Origin of the sequence: Colwellia sp. 6_MG-2023, assembly GCF_030547765.1 — a bacterium.
Classification (GTDB): Bacteria; Pseudomonadota; Gammaproteobacteria; order Enterobacterales; family Alteromonadaceae; genus Colwellia.
Genome location: NZ_JAUOPP010000040.1, coordinates 1 through 21,807 on the forward strand (window position 1 = coordinate 1; position 21,807 = coordinate 21,807).

Annotated in this window: 15 protein-coding genes and 1 tRNA gene; 10 read left to right on the plus strand and 6 right to left on the minus strand. The window is 36.5% G+C overall.

Going from position 1 to position 21,807, the window contains the following annotated elements:
• The 4 genes from rsxC to Q4503_RS18085 form a co-directional block, all read right to left on the minus strand.
• A partial coding sequence (gene rsxC / locus Q4503_RS18070; RefSeq protein WP_303603115.1) for an electron transport complex subunit RsxC occupies positions 1 to 2,073 on the minus strand: 2,073 nt, incomplete at its 3' end.
• An 8-nt stretch (positions 2,074 to 2,081) separates the two neighbouring features.
• The gene (gene rsxB, locus Q4503_RS18075; RefSeq protein WP_215972569.1) at positions 2,082 to 2,636 is read right to left on the minus strand and encodes an electron transport complex subunit RsxB; all 555 of its coding nucleotides are present in this window, start codon (positions 2,634 to 2,636) and stop codon (positions 2,082 to 2,084) included.
• 15 nt (positions 2,637 to 2,651) lie between these two features.
• Positions 2,652 to 3,233 carry an electron transport complex subunit RsxA gene (gene rsxA, locus Q4503_RS18080; protein WP_215972568.1) on the minus strand — a complete coding sequence of 194 codons (582 nt, stop codon included), beginning with the start codon at positions 3,231 to 3,233 and terminating at the stop codon, positions 2,652 to 2,654.
• A 225-nt stretch (positions 3,234 to 3,458) separates the two neighbouring features.
• The gene (locus tag Q4503_RS18085; RefSeq protein WP_215972567.1) at positions 3,459 to 5,372 is read right to left on the minus strand and encodes an EAL domain-containing protein; all 1,914 of its coding nucleotides are present in this window, start codon (positions 5,370 to 5,372) and stop codon (positions 3,459 to 3,461) included.
• Between the two features lie 525 nt (positions 5,373 to 5,897).
• Between Q4503_RS18085 and rimP the strand changes: the two genes are divergently transcribed.
• The 10 genes from rimP to Q4503_RS18135 all read left to right on the plus strand — a co-directional run bounded on the left by rimP (position 5,898) and on the right by Q4503_RS18135 (position 20,044).
• On the plus strand, positions 5,898 to 6,353 hold the full coding sequence (rimP, locus tag Q4503_RS18090) for a ribosome maturation factor RimP (protein ID WP_215972566.1): 456 nt from the start codon (positions 5,898 to 5,900) through the stop codon (positions 6,351 to 6,353).
• 84 nt (positions 6,354 to 6,437) lie between these two features.
• Complete coding sequence (gene nusA, locus Q4503_RS18095) at positions 6,438 to 7,934, plus strand: transcription termination factor NusA (protein ID WP_215972565.1); 1,497 nt, start codon at positions 6,438 to 6,440, stop codon at positions 7,932 to 7,934.
• Between the two features lie 23 nt (positions 7,935 to 7,957).
• The gene (infB, locus tag Q4503_RS18100; RefSeq protein ID WP_303603116.1) at positions 7,958 to 10,636 is read left to right on the plus strand and encodes a translation initiation factor IF-2; all 2,679 of its coding nucleotides are present in this window, start codon (positions 7,958 to 7,960) and stop codon (positions 10,634 to 10,636) included.
• A gap of 179 nt (positions 10,637 to 10,815) precedes the next feature.
• Positions 10,816 to 11,238 carry a 30S ribosome-binding factor RbfA gene (rbfA, locus tag Q4503_RS18105; protein WP_215972563.1) on the plus strand — a complete coding sequence of 141 codons (423 nt, stop codon included), beginning with the start codon at positions 10,816 to 10,818 and terminating at the stop codon, positions 11,236 to 11,238.
• A gap of 3 nt (positions 11,239 to 11,241) precedes the next feature.
• Complete coding sequence (truB, locus tag Q4503_RS18110) at positions 11,242 to 12,189, plus strand: tRNA pseudouridine(55) synthase TruB (protein WP_215972562.1); 948 nt, start codon at positions 11,242 to 11,244, stop codon at positions 12,187 to 12,189.
• Positions 12,190 to 12,416: 227 nt separating this feature from the next.
• Positions 12,417 to 12,686 (plus strand): 30S ribosomal protein S15, encoded by a 270-nt coding sequence (gene rpsO, locus Q4503_RS18115; RefSeq protein ID WP_215972561.1) that lies wholly within the window; start codon positions 12,417 to 12,419, stop codon positions 12,684 to 12,686.
• 474 nt (positions 12,687 to 13,160) lie between these two features.
• The gene (gene pnp / locus Q4503_RS18120; RefSeq protein ID WP_215972560.1) at positions 13,161 to 15,275 is read left to right on the plus strand and encodes a polyribonucleotide nucleotidyltransferase; all 2,115 of its coding nucleotides are present in this window, start codon (positions 13,161 to 13,163) and stop codon (positions 15,273 to 15,275) included.
• A 135-nt stretch (positions 15,276 to 15,410) separates the two neighbouring features.
• Positions 15,411 to 16,349: a lipoprotein NlpI gene (nlpI, locus tag Q4503_RS18125; protein WP_303495860.1), complete on the plus strand. Its 939-nt coding sequence runs from the start codon at positions 15,411 to 15,413 to the stop codon at positions 16,347 to 16,349.
• A 41-nt stretch (positions 16,350 to 16,390) separates the two neighbouring features.
• Positions 16,391 to 17,926: a hypothetical protein gene (locus Q4503_RS18130; protein WP_215972559.1), complete on the plus strand. Its 1,536-nt coding sequence runs from the start codon at positions 16,391 to 16,393 to the stop codon at positions 17,924 to 17,926.
• Positions 17,927 to 18,355: 429 nt separating this feature from the next.
• Positions 18,356 to 20,044, plus strand: coding sequence for a SufS family cysteine desulfurase (locus Q4503_RS18135; RefSeq protein ID WP_303603117.1), 1,689 nt, complete (start codon positions 18,356 to 18,358; stop codon positions 20,042 to 20,044).
• 55 nt (positions 20,045 to 20,099) lie between these two features.
• Here the strand turns inward: Q4503_RS18135 and Q4503_RS18140 are convergent, their stop codons facing one another.
• Positions 20,100 to 21,134, minus strand: a complete 1,035-nt coding sequence (locus Q4503_RS18140) for a Glu/Leu/Phe/Val dehydrogenase (RefSeq protein ID WP_215972557.1) — start codon at positions 21,132 to 21,134, stop codon at positions 20,100 to 20,102.
• Between the two features lie 279 nt (positions 21,135 to 21,413).
• A tRNA-Leu gene (locus tag Q4503_RS18145) sits at positions 21,414 to 21,498 on the minus strand.
• Positions 21,499 to 21,807: the final 309 nt, after the last annotated feature.

Here is a 21,807-nt window from a genome sequence, read left to right on the forward strand (position 1 = left end):
AGGTAAAGGACTCTCTTGTTCGTTATTTTTTTTCGCTTTAGCTTTTGCAACGGCAGCCGCAATCCGAGCTTTTTTATCATCAGCTTGGCTTGTTACTTGTTCTACCTGACTGTTATCTGAGTTAGGTAAAGGACTCTCTTGTTCGTTATTTTTTTTCGCTTTAGCTTTTGCAACGGCAGCCGCAATCCGAGCTTTTTTATCATCAGCTTGGCTTGTTACTTGTTCTACCTGACTGTTATCTGAGTTAGGTAAAGGACTCTCTTGTTCGTTATTTTTTTTCGCTTTAGCTTTTGCAACGGCAGCTGCAATACGAGCTTTTTTATCATCAGCTTGGCTTGTTACTTGTTCTACCTGACTGTTATCTGAGCTAGTTAAAGTATTCTCTTGCTCACTCTTTTTTTGCATCAGCTTTTTGGCTTTTGCTCTGGCAATTGCTGCTTGCACTTGTGACTTATCATTTTGCTCTTCAGTATCGGTACCAGGTGCATCATTATTACTTTCGATTGCTTGTTTTTTAGCTTTTACGCGAGCAAGTGCTGCGGCAACAGCTGAGCTTGCTGTCCCACCATCGGCGGTTTTCTTATTCATAGTAGCTTTACGAGCAGCAGCCGCTTTTTTATGCTTCTCTTCTCGTTCAGCTTTTTCTTTTTCTAAGCGGAGCTTTCGGGCTTCAAACCGGACTTTGGCTTTTTCTGCTTTTATATCAAGTTGTTGTTGCTGACGAATTTCAGCCTTAGCAACACGATAATATTGTACTAATGGAATTTGGCTAGGACAAACATAAGCACAGGCTCCACAATCAATGCAATCAAATAAATTTAATTTGAGTAGCTGTGGGTGATCTTTCGCTTTCGCACTCCATTGCATTTCTTGAGGTAATAACTGACTCGGACATACCTCTGCACATTGACCACAGCGAATGCATTCCACTTCATTTGAATTGTTATCAAAGGCGCTCGGCATTTCTTTTTTACTTGGCGCTAAAATGCAGTTGCTCGTTTTAACAATAGGTACTAGTTCATTTAATATGGTGAAACCCATTAATGGACCACCCATGATAACTGGAGGAGTTGAACTTGAACTTTCAGACGTAAATCCTGTTTGCTCGAGTAAATGTCGAACAGGTGTGCCAAGTAGTGCCCAAACATTTTGGGGATTACTAAGTGCTTGACCTGTGACAGTAACAACACGCCTAATTAGTGGAATATCATTAATTACAGCATCACTAATGGCAAAACATGTAGCAACATTTTGCACAATAATTCCTGAATGAATTGGTAAGGCACCGCTTTTAATCTCTTTTCCCGTTAATATTTTTATCAGCTGTTTTTCGCCGCCCGTAGGATATTTTGTAGGGAGTACACAAACTCTAATGTTATCAATATTTTTTGTTGCATACTCTAATGCTTTTATTGCTTTAGGTTTATTATCTTCAATACCAATTAATATAAGCGTTGGTTTAAGTAAGTGATCCAAAATCTTTATGCCCTCAACAATGGCTTCACTTTGTTCACACATTAATAAATCATCAGCGGTGATATAAGGCTCACATTCTGCAGCATTGATGATCAAAAAATTTATATCAGGTTTGGTGTTAATTTTTATATGGGTAGGAAAACCAGCTCCGCCCATGCCCGCTATACCAGCGTCTGCAATCTTGCTAATTATTTGTTGTGGACTTAGTTTGGTGAAATCCTGACAAATATTGCGTGGTTGCCAAGTATCTTCGAAATCAACATCAATAAATATACAAAGTTCGCTTAGAGCTGAGGGGTGCGCTATAACTGATTTTTTTATATCACTAATAATACCACTGGTTGGAGCATGTATTGGTACAGTCATCGGGTTAGTGCTTTTTGTTAGCGGCTGGCCCTTTAATACTTTATCACCAACGTTAACTAATAAATCCCCTGGGCCACCGATATGTTGCTGTAACGGCAATATTAATTGTTTCGGTAACGGTAGCTGTTTAATCGGCTTGTTTGAGGTTAGTACTTTTTGCTCAGGAGGATGAATGCCACCGTGAAAGTGCCAAAAATGGTGCTGATTGATGCGTTCGATTATAGTGTTCATAATATTTTCTAATCTATTTGTTTTACAGCAATTTTATTTAAGTCCCATTGCCAGTTTTGTATAGTTTCAGGAATAGGGCGCATTTCAATACAATCAACAGGACAAGGAGCGACGCATAAATCACAGCCAGTGCATTCGTCAATAAGTACAGTGTGCATTTGCTTCGCGGCTCCTAAAATAGCATCCACAGGGCAGGCTTGAATGCATTTTGTACAACCAATACAATCTTCTTCAATAATAAAGGCAACTGTAGGGCCCTTATCGGCTTCATGGTTTTCATCTAACGGTTCAACATCAACACCAAGTAAATCGGCAATTTTCTTTATGGTATCTTCACCACCTGGGGCGCATTTATTTATAGCTTCGCCATTGGCAACAGCTTCAGCATAAGGTTTACAGCCAGGATAACCACATTGTCCACATTGTGTTTGTGGCAATAGCGCATCAAGTTGTTCAACAATAGGGTCACCTTCAACATGAAAGCGCACAGACGCGTAACCTAAAATAGCCCCAAAAATTGCGGCGATAAGTCCTAAAACCAGTATAGCGATTAAAATATTCATTAATATGTCATTACCTTACATCTTAATTAGGCCAGAGAAGCCCATGAAAGCTAAAGACATTAAACCGGCAGTAATCATTGCTATTGCCGCGCCTTTAAAAGGAGTAGGCACATCAGCATTGACTAATTTTTCTCTCATTGCTGAAAACATGACTAATACTAAAGAAAAACCAGCAGCAGCACCGAAGCCATATATGATAGACTCAAAGAAATTATGCTCTAACCTTAGGTTTAATAAAGCAACACCTAGCACGGCACAGTTTGTGGTAATGAGTGGTAAAAAAATACCTAATAGTCGATAGAGACTCGTACTTGTTTTATGTACCACCATTTCAGTAAATTGCACAACAACAGCAATAACCAAAATAAAACTCATTGTTGTTAGGTATTCAAGGTTTAGTGGCGCTAAAATATAGGTGGTAACTAAATAACTTAGCAGAGACGCTAACGTCATAACAAAAGTAGTAGCGAATGACATACCTATAGCTGTCTCTGTACGAGAAGATACGCCCATAAAAGGGCATAAACCAAGGAATTGCACTAATACAAAGTTATTCACTAGTACCGTGCCAATAAGTAGCAGAATATAATCAGTCATTTGCTTTTTAGATCAGGATGTTAGTTTTATCATATAATTTACATTATCCTTTGTTTTAAGGTATATGACAACACTAGTCTCAATGGGGATATAGATATTTACAATATTGTTTTATATTTTTATTTTTCTGATGAAATACTCTCTAATAAACGACACCAGATAGTTAAGTAGCATCAATAGTATAGGTAGAATTAATGCTACTTAAAAAATAAAATTGTACTGTTATTATAAAGGTTTAGGCTTTCCTATGTAAAAACCCTGACAGCCATCAATTAACAATTTTTCTAAGGTATGTTTTTCTTCTTGGCTTTCAACACTTTCTGCTAAGACATTAATACTTAGCCTATGTGCTAAATCAACCATTAAACGTAAGAAATATTGGTTGTTTTTATCATCATCAATATCACGAGTATAAGAACTGTCCATTTTGATATAGTCAGGTGTTAAATCTCTAAAGAACTTAAACGATGTTAAACCAACACCAAAACGTTCAACAGTTACTTTTGCGCCAACGCGATGTAGCATATCAATTAAGCGTTTGCTTGTTTTAATATTTTGTTGTAAACCGTATTCAGTTATTTCAAAAACTAATTGTCGTGCTACTTTGCTTTCACGCAATAACCTACGTTCTAGCCAAACGATAAAATGCTCATCGCAGATACTACGTGCGCTTAGATTTATACCAAAACTATGTTCATACATATTTTTCTGGTTAATTTCATTGATAGTCGTCTCGATAATAAGTTTATCAATTGCTGTCATCTTATCGAGTTTCTCAGCCATAGCGAGAAAAGACGACGTTGGCAACATATCGTCATTTGAATTCAGAAAGCGAGCTAAAATTTCCCCGTATACCCTACTATTACGACCACTTGGTTGAATTGGCTGTACTAGAAGAGTTATACGTCGGTTCTCTATAACACTATCTATTTCTTGTCGCCAATTTTGATTACCATAGTTGACACTATTTTTTTGCAATAGATCGGTGTCAGTTTGTGAATACCAAGAATTTGGAGCTTGGGTTTGCGCAATGCTAACACTAGTATCTACTAAGGCAAGTAACTCACCTAAAGGTTTAGATTTATCAAATGAAACTAAGCCGGTATAGGCAACTGACTCTAGCTCAGAAGAAAGTTGATAAGCATTAAATAAAGCGGTGAGCTCTGTTGTGAAGCTTTCAGCTTCTTTTAATTTTATATTAGGTAATATGCAGGCAAAATCAGAGCTGTTTAATCGAAACAATTTTCCATCAGGATAAGGTGAAAGTGCTCTTTTAAGAAGATTAGCAACCTGGGCGATATAACTATCGCCTTCCTTATACCCATGAATTTGGTTAATTGTTTGTAATTCAGAGCAACGTGTTATAGATAAAACGCCAAATTTAACAGGGCTATCTTGCCTTATTTGATTTTCATAAAACTGAACAAAACGACTGCGGTTATCAAGTTTTGTTAAATGGTCAACATAGGCTGCTTGTTCGAGATGAGAAACGCTTTCTAATTGCTGAGCCATTAAAGATTTAATGTCAGCGATACCTTGTTTTAACTCAGGTATTTCTAACATTTTACTGTCTGAATCAATATTCTTCACATCATCGACAGAGTTGTTGTTGATTAAAGCGAAATCATTTTTTATTTGTTGACTAATAATATCAAACATTACTTTATGGCGTTTGGTGCTCATTGCAACAGCAAAAACCACTAATACTAATGATAAAGTGGTAGCTATGATGATAAACACTAATACTAATGTTGATTCACTTTGAAAGTTAAGCTGATAATGAAGTGTGATCGGTAATGGGCTTAATGTTATTTGTTTTATCTTAGGAGCAACAAATGGAATCATGAAACCTGTATTGTTACTACTAAAATCAGATAATTTGTCACCTGCTAAATTGGAAATAATTAAACTATTGTAATTTGATATTTTTGTTAGTTGTGTTGAAAGGTTTTGGGCTGCTTGTTGTTCATTATTAGTAAACTCAAATTGTTGAGTAAACGCCGTAATCATTTGAGCATGTTGATCGGTTTTACTTTCAAGTAGAGAAGAGAGCATGATGATAGAAACAGCGCTGATAGATATAATGAAAATCAGCGCTAAGCCAATATTTCTTAATAATAATTGTGCAAAGGTATACATATTAAGTTAAATTACTCCAGAAAATAGCAGCAAATAAAAACCTGCTTAGTTAATATTAAATTACGATAAATGGCTTTGTAGCGCTATTATTTTATTTATACTAACTTATTGTTATACGTATGTTAATTTTTTCTGTAAATTTACCTGCATTTTTAACTATAATTGTTAATCAGGCTTGCGCTTATGCTCTCGCCCTTATATAATCTGACCTGTTAATTTTATTGTTAAAGCAAAATTAACAGGTATCAAGATGTCACTGAAGAATTATTTACTGTTATGAAAGAAAATAATTTCTATTCTTGTTACTGATGTTCTTTTTTACACTCGCTTGTTAAAATATGAACATGGGGGTCAGTGATATAGGCCCCTTTTATGGGGTTTTTTTGTTTTTAGTGCTTAAGTTATATTGGTAACGTTAGTATTAAAAACAAAAATACACAGCAAAAACATGCTGGGCTATATGCCCTTTTTTTGTACCTTAAATTTTATTTAAGTAGTACTTAAATAAAAAACAGGAGAAAAATATTGGCTAAATTTGAACAAAAACTAACTGACATGCTTCGTCCCGCCGTGGAAGAAACAGGTAAAGAATTACTGGGTGTTGAATTTATCAGTGCAGGTAATAATTCAGTTTTACGTTTGTTTATTGATCATGAAAATGGCATCGATGTTGATGATTGCGCAGAAGTAAGTCGTCAGGTTGGCGCTATTTTAGATGTCGAAGATCCAATAAGTAGTGAATACAATTTAGAAGTTTCTTCACCAGGCATTGATAAACCATTATTTGACATGGCGCATTTTAAATCAGTGATTGGTGAAACAGTAAACATTAAATTATCTATGCCATTAAATGGCCGCCGAAAGTTTAAAGGTACTTTAGTTGCGATAGAAGATGACACCTTGATACTTGATGTTGATGGTAGTGATTATGAGCTTGTTTTTAAAAATGTTGATAAAGCTAATCTTGTCGCACGTTTATAAGAACTAAATTAAATAAAGAATTTTAAGTTTAATAAAGTAGCTGTTTTTATAAATAGTTACTTAAAAAATTAGGGCTAAAAGAGCATGAGTAAAGAGATATTACTGGTTGTTGATGCGGTATCAAATGAAAAAGCATTACCTAGAGAAAGTATTTTTGAGGCGATGGAAACCGCTTTAGAAACAGCAACCAAAAAAAAATATGAGGGTGATATTGTTGTACGTGTTGCTATTGACCGTATTTCAGGTGAATTTGATACATTCCGCCGTTGGTTAATCGTTGAAGATAGCGATGAAGCGATGGAAAATCCTTATGCAGAAATTAGTTTAGCAGCTGCTCAGTATGAAGATCCTGAGTTAAAAGTTGGTGATTATGTTGAAGATCAAATTGAATCAGTAAAATTTGATCGCGTTACTACGCAAACAGCTAAACAAGTTATTGTGCAAAAAATCCGTGAAGCAGAACGCGCATTGATTGTAGAAGCTTACCAAGAACAAGTTGGTGAGCTCGTTACAGGTGTTGTTAAAAAATCTAGTCGTGAAAGTGTCATTTTAGATTTAGGAAATAATGCTGAAGCGATTATTTATCGTGACGACATGTTACCACGTGAAAGCTTCCGTCCAGGTGACAGAGTACGTGGTTTATTATATGAAATAAAACCAGAAGCACGCGGCGCACAGTTATTCGTTAGTCGTACCAAACCGGAAATGTTAATTGAACTTTTCCGTGTTGAAGTACCAGAGATTGGCGAAGAAATGCTTGAAATTAAGGGTGCTGCTCGAGATCCTGGTTCACGTGCTAAAATTGCTGTGAAAAGTAACGATAAACGTATTGACCCTGTTGGTGCTTGTGTTGGTATGCGTGGTTCACGTGTTCAGGCTGTCTCAAGTGAGTTAGGTGGCGAGCGTGTGGATATCGTCTTGTACGATGACAACGTTGCTCAATATGTTATTAACGCTATGTCACCAGCTGAAGTCGCTTCAATTATTGTTGATGAAGACAAAGGCACAATGGATATTGCTGTTGAAGAAAGCAACTTAGCGATGGCTATTGGTCGTAGTGGTCAAAATATTCGTTTAGCAAGCCAATTAACTGGTTGGGAGCTTAACGTAATGACTGTTGCTGACATGAAAGAGAAGCATCAGGCAGAAAACGATAAAGTACTCAATTTGTTTATTGAGAAACTTGATTTAGATGAAGACTTTGCCACATTACTATCTGATGAAGGTTTTACTTCATTAGAAGAAATAGCTTATGTGCCTGTAGCAGAAATGTTAGAGATAGATGGGTTAACTGAAGAGATTATTGAAGAGCTTCGTGAGCGTGCTAAAGAAGCACTAACAACACAAGCCTTAGCAAGTGAAGAAACGTTAGAAGGTGCAGAGCCAGCCGCTGACTTACTTGCTCTAGAAGGTTTAGAACGTCATTTAGCTTTTGTATTAGCAAGTAGAGGTATTTGTACACTCGAAGACTTAGCTGAACAAGGTATTGATGAAATTAGCGATATAGAAGAATTAACTGAAACCAAAGCGGGTGAGCTAATAATGGCTGCACGTAATATTTGTTGGTTTAACGAAGAATAAATAACACCGGGAGAATAGTGTAAATGGCAGATATAACTGTAGCAGAACTTGCCAAAGAAATTGGTACACCGGTGGAGCGTCTAGTAAGCCAGTTGGCTGATTCTGGCGTATCGAAATCGGAAAATGATGTGATTTCGCAAGATGAAAAAGAATCATTATTAGGTTACTTAAAAAAGCAACATGGTGATGAGTCTGAAGCAAAACCGAATAAATTAACGCTAAATCGTAAAACTAAGTCTACCTTGACTATGGGACACGGCAGTAAAGCTAAATCAGTTAATGTAGAAGTGCGTAAAAAACGTACCTATGTTAAACGTAGCGAAATTGAAGAACAAGAGTTAGCGGAAGCGGCGGCAAAAGAAGAAGCTGAAATTGCAGCAAAAGCGGAAGCTGAAGCTAAAGCAAAAGCTGAATTAGCGGCAAAAGAAGCTGAAAATGCTCGTGCAGTAGCGTTAGCAAAAGCAGAAGCTGAGGCTGAGCGTAAGGCTGCAGCGAAAGCTGAAGCGGCAGAAAAAGCTAAACAAGCAGCAGCTGAAAAGGCTAAAAACCCTGAGAAACCACCGGTTGCTAAAGTTGAAGAAACAGAAGAAGCTAAACAGCTTCGATTGATTCAAGAAAAAGAAGCTGCGGCTAAAATTGAAGCTGAAGCAAAAGAAGCTGCGGAAGCGGCTAGAAAGTTAGCAGAAGAAAATGAAGCTCGCTGGAAAGCACAGGAAGAAGAACGTAAAGCCAAAGAAAAAGAGGTTGTTCATGTAACTTCTTCTGTTTACGCTCAAGAAGCTGAAGATAAAGTTGATGCTGCTGATGAAGGCGCTGGTCGTCGTCGTAAGAAGAAAAAAGCGGCTCCAGATAGAAATGCTCGTGGTGCTCGTACAGGTAAAGGTCGTAAAGCAACATTATCTGCACCTCAAAGTTTGAAGCATGGTTTTACTAAACCAGTTGAAACTAAAGTACAAGATATACGTATTGGTGAAACTATTTCAGTTGCTGAATTAGCTAACAAAATGGCGAAAAAAGGTGCTGAAGTTGTTAAAGCCATGTTTAAAATGGGTGCGATGGCAACAATAAACCAAGTAATTGACCAAGAAACAGCAGCATTAGTTGCCGAAGAAATGGGTTTTGATGTTGTTCTTGTTAAAGAGAATGCGTTAGAAGAAGCTGTATTAGCCGATCGTGCGCATACAGGTGAAGAGATTACACGTGCGCCAGTAGTAACTATCATGGGGCATGTTGACCATGGTAAAACATCATTACTTGATCACATTCGTGAAGCGAAAGTAGCAGCAGGTGAAGCTGGTGGTATTACGCAACATATCGGTGCTTATCATGTAGAAACTGGTCATGGTATGATTACGTTCTTAGATACTCCGGGTCATGCTGCCTTTACTGCAATGCGTTCTCGTGGTGCTAAAGCAACTGATATCGTTATTATTGTTGTTGCTGCGGATGATGGTGTTATGCCGCAAACGATTGAAGCAATTCAACATGCGAAAGCTTCTGAAGCGCCAATTATTATTGCCGTTAACAAAATGGATAAAGAAGGTGCTGATCCAGATCGTGTTAAAAGTGAATTATCACAACATGATGTACTTTCTGAAGAGTGGGGCGGTGATGTTCAATTCTGTCATGTTTCAGCGAAAACAGGCTTAGGTATTGACGAACTTCTTGATGCGATATTATTGCAATCTGAAGTATTAGAACTTACAGCTGTTGTTGATAAAATGGCAAATGGTGTTGTAGTTGAATCTAAACTTGATAAAGGTCGCGGCCCAGTAGCGACAATACTTATTCAAGAAGGTACATTAAACCAAGGTGATATCGTTCTTTGTGGATTAGAATATGGCCGAGTTCGTGCTATGCGTGATGAAAATGGCCGCAGTATTCAATCAGCAGGTCCATCAATACCCGTAGAAATACTTGGTTTAAGTGGTGTACCACAATCTGGTGATGAAGCTACTGTTGTTAAAGATGAGAAAAAAGCGAGAGAAGTTGCTTTATATCGTCAAGGTAAATTCCGCGATGTGAAGTTAGCACGTCAACAGAAAGCGAAACTTGAAAATATGTTTGCCAGCATGGCTGAAGGTGAAATTTCTGAAGTTAATGTTGTTATTAAGTCTGACGTTCAAGGTTCACTTGAAGCAATCAGTGAATCATTAACTAAGTTATCAACTGACGAAGTAAAAGTTAAAATTATTGGTTCAGGTGTTGGTGCTATTACTGAAACAGATGCAACATTAGCAGCGGCGTCAAATGCGATTGTTGTTGGTTTTAATGTTCGTGCTGATGCTTCAGCTCGTAAAGTTATTGAAACAGAAAATATTGATTTACGTTATTACAGTGTTATCTATTCATTGATTGATGAAGTTAAGCAAGCCATGAGTGGTATGCTTGCTCCTGAATTCAAACAAGAAATCATTGGTCTTGCTCAGGTACGTGATGTATTTAAGTCTCCTAAAATTGGTGCTATTGCCGGTTGTATGGTTACTGAAGGTACAATTAAACGTAGTGCGCCAATTCGTGTATTACGTGAAAACGTAGTGATTTACGAAGGTGAACTTGAATCATTACGTCGCTTTAAAGACGATGTTCAAGAAGTTCGTAATGGTACTGAATGTGGTATCGGTGTTAAGAACTACAACGATGTACGCGTAGGCGATCAGATTGAAGTATTTGAAACTGTAGAAGTTAAGAGATCATTATAATTATATCTCTTTCCTTGTAGGGTCAATGACAGTAACGGAAACACTGATTAAGTCATATTAGTGTAGTGTTTCTGCTATATATTTGAAACTACTCGTTTTGAGCTCATAGTTAAATGCTTCACAACAATAATAAAAAGGGGCTGATGTCCCTTTTTTGTTTTAGTTAAAAGAGAAATGTTATGGCTAGAGAATATGCCCGTACTGACCGTGTTGGTCAGCAAATCCAAAAAGAAATTGCAGTAATATTAATGCGCGAAATTAAAGATCCGCGTTTGAGTATGACTACAGTATCTGCGGTTGAAGTCACACGCGATTTAGCGTACGCAAAAGTATTTGTTACTTTTTTTAATGATAATGCCGAAGATATTAAAACATCACTTGAAGTGTTGGCTGAAGCTGAAGGTTATATTCGTTCATTATTAGGTAAACGTTTGCGCGCACGTATTATGCCACATTTACGTTTTGTCTATGATAGCTCAATGAGCGAAGGTGTTCGTATGAGTGCCTTGGTTGATCAAGCGGTTGCTAGCGATAGTCATGGCACTGTTGCTAATGATAGCCAGGTTGATGACAACATAGATGATAGTGAAAAGAGTGACTAAAGCATGGCAAAGCGTAGAAAAGGACGCCCTATTAATGGCGTTTTACTATTAGATAAACCTTATGAAATGTCGTCTAATCATGCCTTACAGGCGGTTAAACGAATTTACTTCGCTCAAAAAGCAGGGCACACCGGAGCATTAGATCCACTTGCAACAGGTATGTTACCAATATGTTTGGGTGAAGGGACTAAGTTTTCTCAGTTTTTATTAGATACAGATAAAACTTACCAAGTAACAGCTAAGTTAGGTATTCGTACTACTACCAGTGACGCTGGTGGTGAAGTTGTGAGTGAAAAAGCAGTAAATGTTTCTGCTGAGCAGCTTAAGGAAGCGCTAGATACTTTTCGTGGTACAACGAAACAGGTACCTTCTATGTATTCTGCACTTAAGTATCAAGGTCAGCCTTTGTATAAATATGCACGTGAAGGTATTGAAGTGCCAAGAGAAGCTCGTGATATTACTGTTTTTAATCTTGAGTTATTACGTTTTGAGCATGATGAAGTTGAATTGAATATTCATGTATCAAAAGGGACTTATATTAGAACGATTGTTGATGATTTAGGTGAGTTATTAGGCTGTGGAGCACATGTTGCACACCTTAGACGTTCTGCTGTCGGTAATTATCCTATAGAAAAAATGGTTACTTTACCTGAACTTGAAGCATTACTTGAAAAAGCCATCGCTGATGAAATAACACCTTCACAAGTGCTCGATCCACTATTGCTACCTATGAACAGTGCTGTAGATGGTATGCATTGTGTTTATGTTGATGATATGTCAGCTAATTTCTTACGACATGGTAATCCTGTTCAAGCTTTTAATGCACCAAGTGATGGTACGGTACAAGTTTATATTGGTGATGATGAGAATGATGCTGATGCAGAGTTTATTGGAGTAGGTTTCATCGATGATGATGGCTTGTTAGCACCAAAGCGTATAGTCGTTATTTAAAAACATTTATGCTAGCCCAAAAGGTGCTAATTATAATGAATACCGCTAATTCTTTAGGGTAACCATTAATTAGCACACTTTACTGCTTGCAATTTATTGATTGGCTGCTAGAATACGCGCTCTTTTGTTACCTCGGCTGAATTAGTGTTTGGCTTAGGTAGTATTTTAACTCTTTATCTATAGGCTTTTCTTATAGGTAATAATGAGTTCCACACTAAGGATTTATTATGTCTTTAAATGCTACACAAAAAGCAGCTATTGTTGCTGAATATGCTCAACAAGAAGGTGATACAGGTTCACCAGAAGTACAAGTTGCTTTGTTAACTACACAAATCAACCACTTACAAGGTCACTTCAAAGAGCACATCCATGATCATCATTCACGTCGTGGTTTATTACGTATGGTTGCACAACGTCGTAAATTACTTGATTACTTAAAAGGCAAAAACGTTGAACGTTATACTGCTTTAATTGGTAAATTAGGTCTACGTCGTTAATAGTTAGTTTTATACTGATTATTTAAAAAGGAGCTTTTTAGCTCCTTTTTTGTATTTTAAATTCTAATAAATATTTTATATATCAACAGCTTAACTTCTATATCGCACTTACTTAGCTCATTCTCTTTAAGTACGCTATTAGGATGTAAACCTTTCTATTAGCTTCATTGTTTTTCATCAAGAAAATACCTTTTTAAAAATCAAACAAGATTAACCCACTATTCTTACTAGCAAATAGTGCTCAGGTCAGTATAATATGCCTGCTTGATTTGTTCGCTGTTTAAGTTTTATGATAAATTTGAATAGTAACTATCAAGAAAATAATCAATCAAACTGTATAATTTTTTGTTCAACTTGACCGCAATTTAGCGCCTAAGTGAATAAATAATTGTACAGATTGATTAAGATAATCAATGCGTTATGCTGCTTTATTGCTAAAGTAAAACGTACAAAAAAATTAAGGAAACATAGTAAATGTTCAATCCAGTAACTAAAAAATTTCAATTCGGTAAACATACAGTAACATTAGAAACAGGTAACATCGCTCGTCAAGCATCAGCTGCTGTTATGGCTAGCATGGATGATACGTGTGTTCTTGTATCTGTTGTTGCAAAAAAAGAAGCTAAAGCAGGCCAAGATTTTTTCCCTTTAACAGTAAATTATCAAGAACGTACTTATGCTGCAGGTAAAATCCCTGGTAGTTTCTTCAAACGTGAAGGTCGCCCTTCAGAAGAAGAAACATTAATAGCACGTTTAATTGACCGTCCTATTCGTCCATTATTTCCTGAAGGTTTTACTAACGAAGTACAAGTCATAATTACTGTTGTTTCAGTTAACCCAGAAATAGCTCCTGATATTATTTCATTAATTGGTACTTCTGCAGCCTTAGCTATTGCAGGCGTTCCATTTAGTGGTCCTGTTGGTGCGGCACGTGTTGGTTATACTGATGGTCAATACATTCTTAACCCATTACAGTCTGAATTACCTACAAGTCAATTAGACTTAGTTGTTTCAGGTACAGACTCAGCGGTATTAATGGTTGAATCTGAAGCTGACGTATTATCAGAAGAAGTAATGCTTGGTGCTGTTGTTTATGGCCATGAGCAAATGCAAGTAGCAATTTCTGCTATTAAAGAATTTAAAACAGAAGTAAACACTCCTTCATGGGAATGGGTAGCTCCTGTTAAAAATGCTGAGTTAGTTGCAAAAATTGCTGAGTTAAGTGAAGCGCAACTTAATGAAGCATACCAAATAACAGAAAAAGCAGTTCGTTATGAAAAAATAGCTGAAATACGCAATGATGTCGTTGAACAATTACTCGCTGCTGATGAAGAGCTTGATGTACAAGAAGCTAAAGATTTATTCCATGATTTAGAAAAAACTGTAGTACGTGGTCGCATTACTGATGGCAACCCTCGTATTGATGGTCGTGATCCTGAATCTATTCGTGCTTTAGATGTAATGACTGGCGTATTACCACGTACTCATGGCTCTGCTGTATTTACTCGTGGTGAAACTCAAGCTTTAGTTACTGCTACCTTAGGTACTCAACGTGATGCACAACGTATTGATAGTATTTTAGGTGAAAAGACTGATGCATTTATGCTTCATTATAACTTCCCTCCATACTGTGTTGGTGAAACTGGTTTTGTTGGTTCACCTAAGCGTCGTGAAATTGGCCATGGTCGTTTAGCAAAACGTGGCATGTTAGCGGTAATGCCTACTATTGAAGAATTCCCGTACGCTGTACGTGTTGTTTCTGAAATTACAGAGTCTAACGGTTCATCTTCAATGGCTTCTGTTTGTGGTACTTCACTTGCGCTTATGGATGCTGGTGTACCAATTAAAGCTTCTGTTGCCGGTATTGCAATGGGTCTAGTTAAAGAAGGCGAAAAATTTGTTGTTCTTTCTGATATTTTAGGTGATGAAGATCACTTAGGTGATATGGACTTTAAAGTTGCTGGTACTACAGGCGGTATTACTGCTTTACAAATGGATATCAAAATTGAAGGTATCACGCAAGAAATTATGCAAATTGCATTAAATCAAGCAAAAGCGGCACGTACTCATATTTTAGCAGTAATGGATGAAGCAATTGCTGGACACAGAAATGAAATTTCTGAATTTGCACCACGTATTCATACAATTAAAGTAAGCCAAGATAAAATTCGTGACATTATCGGTAAAGGTGGCGCAACTATTCGTCAACTTACAGAAGAAACAGGCACTACAATCGAAATTGATGATGATGGTACTGTGAAAATTGCTGCTACTTCTGGTGAGCAAGCAGATGATGCTATTAACCGCATTAAAGCGTTAACTGCTGAAATCGAAGTAGGTACACTGTATACGGGTAAAGTTGTACGAATCGTTGATTTTGGTGCGTTTGTTAATGTTTTACCAGGTAAAGATGGTTTAGTACATATTTCACAAATCTCAGAAGAGCGTGTTAGTAACGTAAGTGATGTATTATCTGAAGGTCAAGAAGTGAAAGTTAAAGTACTAGAAGTTGATCGTCAAGGTCGCGTACGTTTAAGTATTAAAGAAGCAATGGAAAAACCAGCAGAAGAAACTCCTGCTGCTGAGTAATTCTATTTATTAACTTAGACTATTTCACTTACAATTTAGTCTATTAAAAAGGAGCCTTTTGGCTCCTTTTTTGTTTCTAAATCAAGTACAATCATAATCACGCGATAATTTAATTTCTATTTCTAAGGCAAATTAGTGAATTTATCCTTTACTGAATTCAAGTCCAAACTATTAATATTGGCTATTGTTAGTTGCATGGTATTACTTACCCAAGGGTGTTCATCATTAGGTAACGCTAATAATTCCCTGAACTCCTCTTCGATAAATCAATTGGTAATTGCAGAGCCTTTGGCCATCAATTTTAAAAGTGAAATTGCTATTGCTCGTTTATCTGAGGTGCTTAACCGTGTAAAAATTACAGATGAACAAAAAGCACAAATTCATTATGATCGCGGTGTATTATTCGATAGTGTAGGTTTGCGCTCTTTAGCACGATTAGATTTTTCTCAGGCTTTACAACTAAAGCCTAACTTGATCGACGCTTATAACTTTTTGGGCATACACTTCACTCAGTTAAGAGAGTTTTCTCAAGCCTATGAACAGTTTGATTCTGTGTTAGAGCTGGCACCTGAACATGAATATGCACATTTAAACCGTGGTATTGCGCTTTATTATGGTGGTAGACCTAGTTTAGCTGCGCAAGACTTTACTGATTTTCATTATCAACAAAATGATGACCCTTACCGGTTGTTGTGGTTATATTTAGCTGAGCATAATGTAGATCCTGTATCAGCAAAATCAATGTTAAGAGAAAGATCAAGCTTAGTTGATGATAGAACATGGGCTAAACAAGTCATTCACTTATATTTAGGTGACATTAGTCAAGCGCAGTTCGTGAGTGAATTAACAAGGAATATTCAATCAAATAAAGCGTTAACTGATAGGTTATGTGAAGCTTACTTTTACTTGGGGAAATATAATCAAATTATGGGCTTTGATGGTGCTGCCGCTAACTTTTTTAAACTATCGTTAAGCACTAATGTTTATGAGTTTGTTGAGCACCGTTATGCCAAGCTTGAATTAGACTTGATGCGCTCTGCAAATACAACAGCAGTAGAAGAAGATGAATTGTAAAATGCTCTGAATGTAGACAATCTAATAAATTGAATTGATAAATGATAATCAAAAAAATTATGATGGGCTTGTTGATAATGCTGCTAAGTGGCTTATCGACTAGCTCATTTTTTTTAAATGATTATTTGACCAAAATTATTATTAAAAATGAACATACTGAGTCTCAATTAAATTTTGCTATTGCACATAATAATTTTTCAGCACTAAATTTTATGTGGAAAAATGCAATATTGCATAGTGAACAATGGCTTTATTATGGAAAAGAGGTAGCTAAAACCCAAGGTGAGGCGGCTTATCAGCTTGCCGTTTATTATCAAACCAAACCAGATCCTGAGCCTAAAAAAATGATATTTTGGTATGAAAATGCCATTAGACTTCAATATTCCAAGGCCTCAATAGCATTAGCGCAATACTATTTTCAACGCGATAAATTAGCGATGGCAACGCAAATCATTACGTTAGTACCTATTGAGGAGCTAACCAACTTGAAGGTAAGTGCGATTGTTTTGAAAATTAATATCGCGATTAACTTAGGGAATGTAGCTATTGTTAATAAGTTAATTGAGCAGTATATGGCGCTGTTACAAAAAACTGAAGCGGGACAGCTATTACTGGCTGATATTTATCGATATCAAGTATTATTTAGCGTTTCGCCAACTAGCCATGTAAAAATATTATCTCCCAGTTGCGATAATAGTATTCAATTGTTTGCGACTAATTTAAAACACTTAAAACGGCTTGAAAAAATCATTACCACTTTTAAAGAGCAAAGCTTAAGTCATGCTGTTTGTTTTACACCAATTCGTTATATACCAATAAATGAACTTGATTGTAATAATAATTCTAAAAGGGCTATTACTTGTAACGAAATACAATGGGAGTTAACTGCTAAAACTGTTAATACGCGTTATGTGGGGTTAATGCTACCAAAAGGTGGAGCTAATGTTCATTTGGGCATGCTATATTTTGATGCACAAGATAGTGTCGACGTATTTGCGCATGAAATAAGTCATTTATTGGGGTTTGTTGACGAATACGCTTTGACACCTAAACATAGTATATGTCAGCAACCACAACAAGAGATATTTTCACAAAATATTTCCGTCTTAAAGAATCGTTATCTAGGGGATCGAAAGGCGGTTCGCGTTAAGGTATTAAAGCAGTTAGCATGGGGGGAATACATTAATGATAACACACCTATTTTACAAGAGGTTGTAGGAGTAACTGGCGAGGAGCTTTGGCAGCTTGGAACCCCAAAAGAATTCTCTCATCAAATCGGCGTATTTCATGCTAAAACATGCGATAACTCATTAGCGAGCTATAATAACTTTAGCGCATTTAAGAGCGTTTCTCAGCGAACTAAATTACAATACTTTGCACTAAACTTCCCTGAAATTTATCGAAAACTCTTACAAGAAAAATTAATGGAATATAGAATGCCTAGCTTTCATTATAATATTGCATTAGCTTATTTTAACCAATCAGCAACAAATAATAAGTTTATTGAACAAGCTCATTATTGGATGGAAAAGGCAAAAATTTGGAGTGATAATGTTGAGAAAAAAGGTGGATTTTAAGATAGACCGACTATTTACTTAGTTTTTAGGCTATTACTTAAGCGGAGTTACTATCGGCTTTATAGATAATTTTGTTATATTATTTTCAACTGTAGTACTGTCGAGAGTATCACTGTGTTTAGAGGGAACCACCTCCATATTTTTTTTTATTGTTGCAGTAGGCCACATAGTATAATTTTGTATATTGCTAGCGGATGAAGCCGTATTGAACAAGACATCGTTTAGATTTTTTTTTATTGGTTTTTTCTTCATCCTTAAAAACCACGAATATATCGTCATACATTTCTCCGTACAGCCCTATCAATATGCCGGCATTATATATTACTAATGCATAAATAGCCTGTGAAAATTAACTTTTGTCGTCGATAAGATAAGGTATAATCATGACAAAATTATTATCTGATTGCTTTTAGAGGCAGAAACCTAGCAATGAAAAATTTTGAGCCCGAGCAGTTTCGCCAACACTTTCCTCTTATTTATACGAATAAACACATAAACTCGGAAGGTGAATCACACCCATCAATTATTTATTTTGATAATGGCGCAACAACGCAAAAACCTAATACAGTGATTGAGTGTCTTCCTGCTTTTTATCAAAATATAAATGCTAATGTACATCGTGCCTCACATAAGTTGAGTGCGAAGGCAACTCTGGCGTTTGAACAAGCGAGAGAAACGGTTAAGACCTTTATTAATGCCAAAAGTAATAAAGAAGTTATTTGGACAAAAGGTACAACTGAAAGTATTAACTTACTAGCATCGAGTTTAGGCAGAAAAGTACTTGGTTTAGGTGATGAAATAATTTTAGCCGTGAGTGAACATCACGCGAATATTGTACCTTGGCAAATAATTGCTGAACAAACAGGCGCATCAATAAAGGTTTTATCGCTTGATGCTGCAGGTAGGGTAGATCTTAATAAATTTGATAAATTGTTAACGAAACAAACGAAAATTGTTTGTTGTGCACATGTTTCTAACGTTATTGGTAAAATAAACCCAATAGCGGATATGATAACAAAAGCAAAAACTGTTGGTGCTATTACGGTTATAGATGGAGCACAAGCCATTGCTCATTTTCCCATTGATGTACAAGAATTAAATTGTGATTTTTATGTTTTTTCTGCGCATAAAATGTATGGTCCTACAGGTGTGGGAGTACTTTATGGTAAAGAAGCTTTGCTAGAGATGATGCCACCCTATCAGTCAGGCGGTGAAATGATCAAAAGCGTGAGTTTAGATAAACCAACTACTTTTAATTCACTGCCATTTAAGTTTGAAGCGGGGACGCCAAATATCGCCGGTGTTGTGGCTTTTGCAGAAGCTATTCATTTTATTAATCAATTCAATCATGATGACATCACTAAATATGAACAGCAATTAGCTCAGTATTGCTATCAAGCATTAAAACAAGTGCCCAGCGTTAAGTTCATTGTTGAAAATGCTCCTGATATTCCTGTTATCGCTTTTACGGTTGAAGGACAGCATAACCATGACATAGCCACAAGTCTTGACAGTTATGGTGTTGCTATTCGTAGTGGACATCACTGTGCAATGCCATTAATGGAATATTTACATGTTTCAGGTTGTTTACGGGTATCGCTGGCCGCGTATAATACTTTTGATGAAATAGATTACTTTATTAAGACATTAATTAAAGTGATCTATCAAGAAAAACAAAACGTTTTAGTTGAAGAATATCAGAAAAAACCTTTGATTCAGCATACTCAAAGTACTGAAATAAAAAATAAATTTTCAACAATAAAAAGCTGGGATTCTCGCCATCGTGAAATTATGTTGCTAGGAAAAACACTACAACGTATGGATAAAAGCTTGAGAAATGAGCAAAGTTTAATTAGTGGTTGTGAAAGCTTAGCTTGGCTTATTGCTAATAAAAATTCACAAGGTTTATTCAGTTTTCAAGCCGATAGTGACGCTAAAATAATTCGAGGTTTATTAGTTATTGTACTTTCCGCTTTTAACGATAAATCAGCATTAGAAATAAAAACTTTTGATATTGAAGAATTCTTTGAAAGTCTAGGTTTGCTACAGCATTTAAGTCCCTCTCGGGGGAATGGTGTATTAGCCATAGTAGATAAAATAAAAACACTTACTCAGTAGTTACTGTTTTAATTGTTCTGTCTTAGTAACTACTGAAAAGTTGTGTTTAAACGTGTTATTTACCACCATTTTTAATGATTTCGCGTGCCATTTCGTCTGCAATTAAACCTGTAGGTTTATTTTGCTTGTCGGCTTTATTAAAAACATCAAGTAAGGTGGAATAAATTTCCTCTACCTTTTTAGTGGCTCTTTCAATACTATAGTTTTCTTCAAAGGAAACATTGATTATGCCGCCGGCATTTATAACATAATCAGGTGCATATAAAATACCGTGATCAACTAATGCTTGATCATGGCGTGGTTCAGCAAGTTGGTTGTTAGCACAACCGGCGATTATTTTGGCTTTTATACGTTTAATGGTGTCATCATTAATGCTAGCACCCAGTGCACATGGCGCATAAACATCAACATCTTGGTCATATATTTCAGTTAAACTCACTACCGTGGCATCAAGCTCACTGGCGGCTTTATTTAATGCATCTTGATTGATATCAGTGACAATAAGTTTTGCACCTGCTTGATGTAAATGCTCACATAAACCATATCCAACACTTCCTAAGCCCTGTACAGCAACTTTAAGCCCATTTAAATCGTCACGGTTAAACTTATGTTTAACACAAGCTTTAATACCTAAAAACGTGCCTAAGGCGGTAAAAGGAGAAGGATTACCACTTTTTCCTTCGGTCCCTGTTACAAAAGGTGTCACTGTATTGGTCATAGCAATATCTTTTGTCGTTATATTGACATCTTCGGCACTTAAGTAACGGCCGTTTAATCTATTTAATGCTTCACCAAAAGCTTTAAAAAGTGCTTCTGACTTTAATGACTTAGCATCCCCAATAATAACGGATTTACCACCACCCATCTTTAAGCCTGCCATGGCATTTTTGTACGTCATACCTTTAGATAAGCGTAAAACATCCACGAGTGCTTCTTCATCATTAGCATAATCCCACATTCTACAGCCACCGATTGCAGGGCCAAGATTAGTATTGTGAATAGCAATTATGGCCTTAAGCCCTGAATTATCATCACTGCAAAAAACAACTTGTTCATGGTTATCAAAATCAGCTAGATCAAAAAAAGCCATTTACCTATTTCCTTGTATTTATGAAAGAATATTTAACTGTTCGAACTCTATCACTTCATAATTATAGGCACTAGATAAGGTAAGCTGATTCTCTGGGAGGTAAGTAAGGTAAAGTGTTCAGATATTGATACAGAAATTTAACCAAAACTATTGTTGATGAGGCCATGTTCTAGTTTGTTGTAGAGTTTTGTAGAGTTTTGTAGAGTTTTGTAGAGTTTTGTAGAGTTTTGTAGAGTTTTGTAGAGTTTTGTAGAGTTTTTCTTTTGAAAATATTTGAAATGGTACGGGTCAAGAGACTTGAACTCTCACATCTTGCGATACTGGAACCTAAATCCAGCGCGTCTACCAATTCCGCCAAACCCGCATTATATCCAAGGTTTAAAGAGACTTGAACTCTCACATCATGCGATACTGGAACCTACTTTCTCTAAAGATAAGCAGCGCGTCTACCAATTCCGCCAAACCCGCGTCACATGTAAGCTTTTTTAGAGGCTTAAACTCTTAATAAAAATGGCAAGGATAAGAGGGTTTTAACCGCTGACATCGATGCGGAGCAAAATCGTTTTGACAATCTACTCTTTAACACTTTTAAATAAAAATGGCAGGGATAAGAGGATTTGAACCTCTGAATGACGGGATCAAAACCCGCTGCCTTACCGCTTGGCTATATCCC